Source organism: Rhodospirillaceae bacterium (assembly GCA_018662005.1).
In the GTDB taxonomy this organism is placed as follows: Bacteria; Pseudomonadota; Alphaproteobacteria; order Rhodospirillales; family JABHCV01; genus JACNJU01.
Genome location: JABJHA010000024.1, coordinates 1 through 7,442 on the forward strand (window position 1 = coordinate 1; position 7,442 = coordinate 7,442).

Sequence of the window (7,442 nt, forward strand, 5' to 3'; positions counted from 1 at the left end):
AAAAGCAGAAAGCTTACCACTGGCGGATTATTACTCCGGCCAACAACCAGGCAATCTGGCCGCTTCAGTGGTGGATTATTGCTCCGGCGGTCTCACCAGTATGGCGGCGCTGGATGAAGGACGCTGTGCTGTCTGGCGCATTGGGCATCAATGATTTTGCGGCCATGCCAGGAAGATACCTTCCTGCAAAATGGATACCGCCAAAATGGGATTGGGTCGATCCTCTTAAAGATCGCAAGGCAGAAATTGAAGCCATCAATGCCGGGCTTAAATCCCGCTCTGACGTCATCGAAAGTGAAGGCTTTGATGCCGAAGAAGTGGACCGCCGAATTGCGGCGGACCGGGTGCGAGAAGAAGCCCTTGGTCTGAAATTTGAGAAAGACGCTAAGCCTTCTTCCATGGTTGAGGAAGATCAGCCTAACGCGCCTTCAAAAGCATCTGCTGCTTAAAAGGAATTCACATGAAAACATGGTTTACAGCGCGCGCCAGCGATGGCGTCGCGGAGCTCACTATCTATGACGAAATCGGCTCCTACGGGGTGCCAGCCAAGACCTTTATCGATGAGATGAAATCCTTAGGTGATATCTCCGAGCTAACACTTCGGATTAACAGTCCGGGCGGATCTGTCTTTGACGGCATCGCCATCTATAACGCGCTTAAAAGGCATCCTGCGAAGGTCATCGTCACCGTTGAAGGTTTGGCCGCTTCCATAGCCTCGGTCATCCTGTGTGCTGGTGATGAAGTCGTCATGCCCAAGAATGCGTTAATCATGATCCATGACCTGCGAAAAAACGAGTTTGCCGGCATACATGGTTCTCTCCCTCGGTAATTCGAAGGGGGAGCATGTTGGAGTTGGTTTTGCAGTTCAAGTCGATGACACCCATAAAATGGCTATTTCCATTTTAGAACAAGAGGTTGTAGACTCATGATTGGGTTTTACGGGACAGTAGTGAAGTTATATGAAAGATTTATTCCTACGTCTGATATCCATGCCGGTGATCTTCTCGGAACTGATCCTGGCGTCGGTGTTTGTCAACAACCTGGCCCTGGCCGGTCCGCTTTTCGTCATGCAGGTTTTGAACCGCTATGTCGCCCAGGGCATCGACGCCACCCTGTTAACCCTGGTTTCCGGTGTCCTGATCGCCATTTCCCTGGAATTTTCCCTCAGGCAGGCCCGCTTACGGCTGGCTCGCGGAGTTAATGTCGCGCCGGATGAATTGGCGGCCATTAAAAGCTTCGGCATTTTGACCCGAGCCAGAGTCCAGGAACTTGAACAAGTGCCGGCGGAAACCAGGCGGCAAATGGTGAACGGTGTCGCGGCCGTGGAATCGGCTTTTAACGCCAACAACATCACCACCGTTCTGGACGTCCCGTTTTCACTGATTTTTATTTTTGTTATTTATCTTATGGCACCGGCTATCGCACTCGTCGTCGCCTGTTTCATGGTCGTCGTATTCTGTGTCGGATTGTTCTCCAACATGGCGGCAAAAGATAAGATAGCCCAATTGCAGAAGGCTTCAGGTGAGGGCAGTGCCCTGTTGGGGACGATCACGCGCGAAAGCGACACGTTACGCGCCTTTAACGCCGGCGATTATTTACGCACGGCCTGGTCGAAACACACCTTCTTTATCCAGAAGCTACGACGCGACATCACCTCCAAACAGGCTTTGGTGCAGACAGTCACCCAGACCGCCACGGGCCTGTTGAGCGTCGCGGTAATCGGCATCGGTGCCACCATGGTCGTGCATGGTGACCTGGATGTTGGCACCATGATGAGTGCCAACATCCTGTCGGTGCGTGCCCTGCAACCCATATCCAAATTCTCTCAGTTGGCGACCACTTTTGCCAAGGCCCGCCAGGCGCTCGATATGATTCTGAAATTTGACACCCTGCCCGAGGAACCCGATAGCGGTGCCCAGATGGCTCAATACAGGGGTGGTGTTGAATTCCGCGATCTTGCGTTCGGCTTCTCCGAGGATGCGACACCGTTGTTCGAATCCTTAAACCTGAACCTGACACCGGGATCGGTCTTAGTCGTAACCGGATCAAACGGAAGCGGCAAAACCACGATAGCCCGACTGTTATCCGGGCTACTGGGGTCAAGCCGTGGACAAATTCTTGTCGATGGCCTGGACATACAACAAGTTTCAACACAATGGTGGCGCAGGCAAATTATTTATTTGCCACAGGAACCGGCCTTGATTAACGCCTCCATCGGGGAAAATCTGCTTATTAACAACCCCGACCTGGAACCGGCGCAACTTGATCAGATTATCGAAGCGGCCAATTTGAGAAAATTTCTTGATGAAAGCAAGGACGGGCTGGATACGGTGATCGTTGATAACGGCTGGCGTTTATCAGAGGGTATTCGCCGCCGTATTGCCTTGGCCAGAGCCCTCGCCACCGATGGCAAACTGGTCATTATCGACGAACCGACCGAAAGCTTTGATGCAGAGGGCTGCGCTGCCGTTCGCACGGTGTTGGGACAACTGGTTAAGCAGGGCTGTACCGTGATCATCATGTCTCATGACACAAGCATCGTGAAGGGTTCTCATATCGTCCTGGATCTCAACGAAAAACCGACACCGAAGATTACCCAAATTGCAGGTAAAAATTCCCATGACGCACAGGTTTTGCCGCAAACAGGAAGACAGGGAAATGACTCAAGCGCCACCTGAACCAACACCACAACCAGAGACAATAGGCTACGCGGCGCATTTGGTTTTTATTCTATGCGGCCTGATCATCGTCGCCTTTGGATTTTGGTCCACGTTTAGCACGATTGACATCGTCAGCATGGCAACCGGCGAAGTCGTGCCGTCGTCTCAGGTAAAATCGGTACAGCATCTGGAAGGCGGAATTATTCGCAAAATTCTGATCAATGAAGGTGACGAGGTAAAGCTCGACCAACCCCTTGTGGTTCTGGAGCCGACGGCCAATAACGCCGACGTTGGTGAACTACAGGTTCGCCTGACATCCCTTCGAGCTGAAATTGCCCGCCTGAAGGGATTGACTAATGCAGCGGACACGCCTTCTTTTGATGCCGATTTGCAAAAAGACCACCCCGAAATGGTCAATCAGGCCCTGAAGCTATTCCATGCCCAGCGGACCAGTATGAAGGGGCAATTAAAGAAACAGCGCCAAACCATCCAACAGCGCAGAAACGAGATAAGTGAAGTAAAGGCGCGTATTAAAAATGGCAAAAAAAATCTGGAACTGATCAATGAGCAAATCGCCATTAGCCAAAAATTATTAAAGCGAAAGTTAACCAATCGCTACGAGCATCTGGATTTGCTAAAGGAAGCGGCCCGGCTAACCGGCGGCGTCATCGTCGATAACGCGGCCCTGCAAAGTGCCCGTTCGGCGTTGGCTGAAGCCAGAACCGAACTTCAAAACATGACCAACATCTTCAACGAGGAACATCGCATAGAGTTGGATGACGCCAGTCTCACTTTCCGGGAGCTAAGCCAGCGCATGCAGAAGCTCAAGGATAACCTGAAACGCACCGTTGTTCGCTCACCCGTCAACGGCGTCATCAAGTCCCTCTATGTTTTCACGGTCGGAGGCGTTCTCAAACCCGGCGACGTTATCGCCGACGTGGTTCCCTCCGGCGATCGCCTGATCATCGAAGCCAAGCTGGCGAACCAGGACATCGGATATATCAATGTCGGCCAGGCCGCGACGCTGAAACTGACATCCGCCGACGCCATGCGTTTCGGTCACATAAACGGAACCGTCCGAACCGTCAGCCCCGATGCATTGGTGATGGAAGATGGCGTCCCCTACTACAAAGTCCTGATCGAACCGGACAGCGAGCGCTTTGAACGAGGAAAATACAAATATAACCTGTTCCCGGGCATTCAGGTCATGGTCAGCATTCAAACCGGGCAGCGCACGGTGTTTGAGTATTTAACCGGCCCGTGGCAGTCATCCATGGAAGAAGCCTTCGGCGAACGCTGAGCCCGATCTACATATTTGCGCTGGCGATAAAGTCGCTGTCGTCAAGATTTTCCGCAACCACGTTTTGAAGTTGGATTTCAACATCAATATCGGCGTCTGTATCTGAGTTAATCTCCAGCATTCTGGTCTGGGCGTTATACCGCCCGGAAGCGCCTGATATCGTATAATCCATAAAACTGGCCGTTTCATTTCCAACAAACGTAAACTGCGTCAGATTGGCGAATTCGATTATGTCTGCGTTCGCGGCGTCAAAATCAGTGATCACGTCCGGCGTTCCCAGATCGCTGGTCGTCGTATCCGTCTCCAGATTAAAGACAAACGTGTCTTTGCCCAGACCGCCGGTCAGGAAGTCAATACCTGCCCCGCCGATTATCCTGTCGTCACCGTCCGCCCCGCTCAGGGTGTTGTTTCCCGCGTCGCCCGAAATCGTGTCATTACCGTTGGAACCGGTAACATTTTCAAAGCCCAGAAGATGATCAACCGTACCGTTTTCGTTCGTGTAGTTGACCAAGCCTCCACTAGCGGCCGCGTCAAGATCGACAGCCACGCCGCTGCCGGTCGGCGTCGCTTGGAAGGAGATGCTATCGCCATCCCCCGCTCCGCCCTGGATCGTATCAGTCACATTGTTAATAAAGGTCGGTGACGCCAGGGTTTCCCCGCCCGGATCGCCAAAGGCCACAAAGCCTGACTGTTCGTTAATCGTTATGGGATTTGAAATCGGTCCGCCACTCAGAACGTATTGACCGTCCGCAACCGCCGTGCGGATATCGCCGTCGGCGAAGGACAGCTTGTCAATAGCGGCCAAGGTGATGCTTCCTTCATTGCCGACAAAGTCGGTGACGACAAGGCCTGGCGCGCTAACACTCAGGCGATAATTCGACATCGGACCCGAGAAGTTTGTCACCCGAAGGCCGGCCACTACGATGCTGCCCAGATCACCCGATATTTCTGGTGCGAATGGAGTAATCGTGTCGAATGTGATACCACCAAACCCATTGCTTCCAAAGGCCGCATCTCCCGTGCCGTAAATAACGAACGTGTCTCCGGCCTGGGCATCCGTTATGTCAAAGAAATAATAGTCGGCGTCCATGTCTCTGTCCGCAGTGGTATCAATCAGACCGGAATCCCATGATCCGCCGACAGTTTGTAGAACGCGAATCTGGGTCGGTGAAATCGCCGCAAAATCATGGTTGTCCTGTATCAGCCCCATACGGAAACTTGTGCTACTGCCGACAGTAACCGTTAACAGGTTTCCTGATCCATTCCGATACCAGGTACCGGTCGATACGTTGCTTACGGTTTCCCCGGTCGGCTGGGACGGGTCATCCATGGCGACGTAATTACCCGCCGGGCCATAGCTGCCCCCAGCCGAATTGCTAAGCGAGGCTATGTATGTGGGAAGCGAGGACGATTGGTTAAACAGGTTGTAGCCGTCGCTGCCGTAGACGTTGTCTCCATCGGCATCCAGGGCCTTGAAAACAGACGTGCTGCGCCAGGCGTCATTGGTCGTCAGATCGCTGCCGGCGTATTTCGATACTCCTGAAATTCCTGACGAACCCGTGATCGTTCCACCGTTAAGGGACAAGGAACTGACGTTCAGGTCCGAACTGGCCAGGTCTTCCGGCGTAACCGTATAGCGATAAACCAGATTGGTTGTCCCCGATCCGGAAAGGTAAGTCGCCGTTGCCCCATTGCTTAAGGTCAGGGTCGGTGTGCCCCCGTTCGTGTTAACCGTTACAACGTCAGAATAAGGAACCGTGATGTCAATATTTTCCCCAACTTCATATGTGCCGTCGGTGGCTGTGATATCGTCATTATTAATCAAGCCAGATGCAGCGGCCGTTGTGATACCCGTCCCCGAGCTTGCATTCGAAAGAGCGACCGTAAAACCTTCATTATTCTCGCCAATGGCATCGCCAGTTGCATTGACCGTGATTGTCCTGGTGGTTTCTCCCGCCGCAAAATTGACGGTTCCGGTTGGAAGCACCCCGCCAAAATCGGCAGCGTCGGCGGCGTTGGCCCCGCTCCCTGTGACCGCATAATCAACGCTCGTCTCGCCACTCGTCTCGCCACTGCGTGTGACGGTGAAAGTCAGGGCGGTATCGCCTGAATTCCCTTCCATTGCCGAAGCAGAGGCCGCCGTAACGGCAAGGCCCGTACCAGCCAGAGCAAAGCTGCCGCCGCCGGAAATGGTGGTGCTAGCGAACAGGGAATCACCGCTCAGCGTGAACTGGTTATCGATACGTGTGACCTGCACATTGCCGTCGCTGAAAGACAGCGTTTCAATGCCGACAAGAGTGTCGGACCCTTCGCCGCCAAGCGTATCAGTGACAACAAGACCTTCAGCACTATGACTAAATCGGTAACCCGACATTAAGCCGGTGAACGTTGCGATATCCTGGCCTGCGCCGCCAAAGAGAGTGTCGTCGCCGGCACCACCCGTCAGGACGTCGTCACCAGATCCGCCAGTGAGGGTATCGTCGCCCACCAGGCCTGCAAGAGCAAACCCAGCCGCACCATCAACTGTTATGTTATCTGCCAGACCGCTACCACTCAAGGTATAGAGGCCGCTATCGAGCGTCACCTGAAGGTCCCCATCAGCGAAGGACAACGTCTCAATATCGGAAAGAGTATCCGATCCTTCGCCACCCACGACATCGGTGACGACAAGCCCTGCTTCACTAACGCTCAAATGATAATTCGACATTAAGCCGGTAAACGTTGCGATATCCTGGCCTGCGCCGCCAAAGAGAGTGTCGTCGCCAGCCCCGCCGGAGAGCGTGTCGTTACCAACCGTAATCCCGCTAGCGTACAGTTCAACAGCATCAATGGCTACATGATGCTGGGCGCCCGGGGAGGAATAGGTGTGATTGACGTAAATCTTCACGCTTTCCACCAAGTAGCTGGTGGCTGGAAAATTAAGGACAAACTTGCTATTATCCCAAGACGGATCTGAATGATCTACATGCGGCGTATCATCAGAAACAGTTAGTGTTTCTTGTGTAATATTATAGTTATCAATCAAATCTATTTGGAATACGGAGCCATTTCTAAGGCTCTCATAAATCGTTAATCCCGTAGCGTAGACCGGTGTATCGTAGGTGACGTTCAACCAGTTCGCCCCGTCTGGAAGCGAGTTGTTTGCAACAACCCACGAATCTCCGTAGGCATAGGCGTGAGAAACATTGGGTGCACCAATTGCCTCCGTAAAGGAATAGCTTGAGTTGAACATTCCACTTGCAGTGGCGCCGCTGGCCCATTGTGAAGTTAACGAAACTGGCTCATTAATAAGGTCGCCATACAATATGTCATTACCAGCACCGCCGGTCAGGGTATCGTCGCCAGCGCCCCCCTCAATCTGGTCATTGCCAGAACCACCAGTCAGGACGTCATTGCCAGCACCGCCCGCAAAGTTTGCAGACGTGGTCAGGTCGGACCCGTCAAAGACGTCGTTGCCAACATTACCAACGGCATTCTCTATA

At 53.0% G+C, this 7,442-nt stretch carries 5 protein-coding genes and 4 pseudogenes; 4 read left to right on the forward strand and 5 right to left on the reverse strand.

Going from position 1 to position 7,442, the window contains the following annotated elements:
• From HOL66_11140 to HOL66_11155, 4 genes are all read left to right on the forward strand, one after another.
• Positions 1-449 (forward strand): hypothetical protein (locus HOL66_11140; protein MBT5244791.1); only part of this gene is annotated, 449 nt, incomplete at its 5' end.
• A gap of 11 nt (positions 450-460) precedes the next feature.
• Positions 461-829: a Clp protease ClpP gene (locus tag HOL66_11145; GenBank protein MBT5244792.1), complete on the forward strand. Its 369-nt coding sequence runs from the start codon at positions 461-463 to the stop codon at positions 827-829.
• 130 nt (positions 830-959) lie between these two features.
• Positions 960-2,678, forward strand: a complete 1,719-nt coding sequence (locus HOL66_11150) for an ATP-binding cassette domain-containing protein (GenBank protein MBT5244793.1) — start codon at positions 960-962, stop codon at positions 2,676-2,678.
• Positions 2,659-3,960, forward strand: a complete 1,302-nt coding sequence (locus HOL66_11155; protein ID MBT5244794.1) for an HlyD family type I secretion periplasmic adaptor subunit — start codon at positions 2,659-2,661, stop codon at positions 3,958-3,960. Before HOL66_11150 ends, HOL66_11155 begins: the two co-directional genes overlap by 20 nt.
• Positions 3,961-3,967: 7 nt before the next feature.
• Here HOL66_11155 and HOL66_11160 read toward each other — a convergent pair whose 3' ends face one another.
• The 5 genes and pseudogenes from HOL66_11160 to HOL66_11180 form a co-directional block, all read right to left on the reverse strand.
• Positions 3,968-5,290 (reverse strand): hypothetical protein, encoded by a 1,323-nt coding sequence (locus HOL66_11160; GenBank protein ID MBT5244795.1) that lies wholly within the window; start codon positions 5,288-5,290, stop codon positions 3,968-3,970.
• A gap of 540 nt (positions 5,291-5,830) precedes the next feature.
• A pseudogene (locus tag HOL66_11165) lies at positions 5,831-6,334 on the reverse strand (hypothetical protein).
• 18 nt (positions 6,335-6,352) lie between these two features.
• A pseudogene (locus HOL66_11170) lies at positions 6,353-6,667 on the reverse strand (hypothetical protein).
• 18 nt (positions 6,668-6,685) lie between these two features.
• Positions 6,686-7,192 (reverse strand): annotated as a pseudogene (locus HOL66_11175) (hypothetical protein).
• A 63-nt stretch (positions 7,193-7,255) separates the two neighbouring features.
• A pseudogene (locus HOL66_11180) lies at positions 7,256-7,442 on the reverse strand (calcium-binding protein).

What these genes read in the sequence shown, in the direction of transcription:
- HOL66_11145 (MBT5244792.1), top strand. Translation starts at nt 461, where the DNA reads ATGAAAACATGGTTTACAGCGCGCGCCAGCGATGGCGTCGCGGAGCTC.
- HOL66_11160 (MBT5244795.1), bottom strand. Translation starts at nt 5,290, where the DNA reads ATGGATGACCCGTCCCAGCCGACCGGGGAAACCGTAAGCAACGTATCG.
- HOL66_11150 (MBT5244793.1), top strand. Translation starts at nt 960, where the DNA reads ATGAAAGATTTATTCCTACGTCTGATATCCATGCCGGTGATCTTCTCG.
- HOL66_11155 (MBT5244794.1), top strand. Translation starts at nt 2,659, where the DNA reads ATGACTCAAGCGCCACCTGAACCAACACCACAACCAGAGACAATAGGC.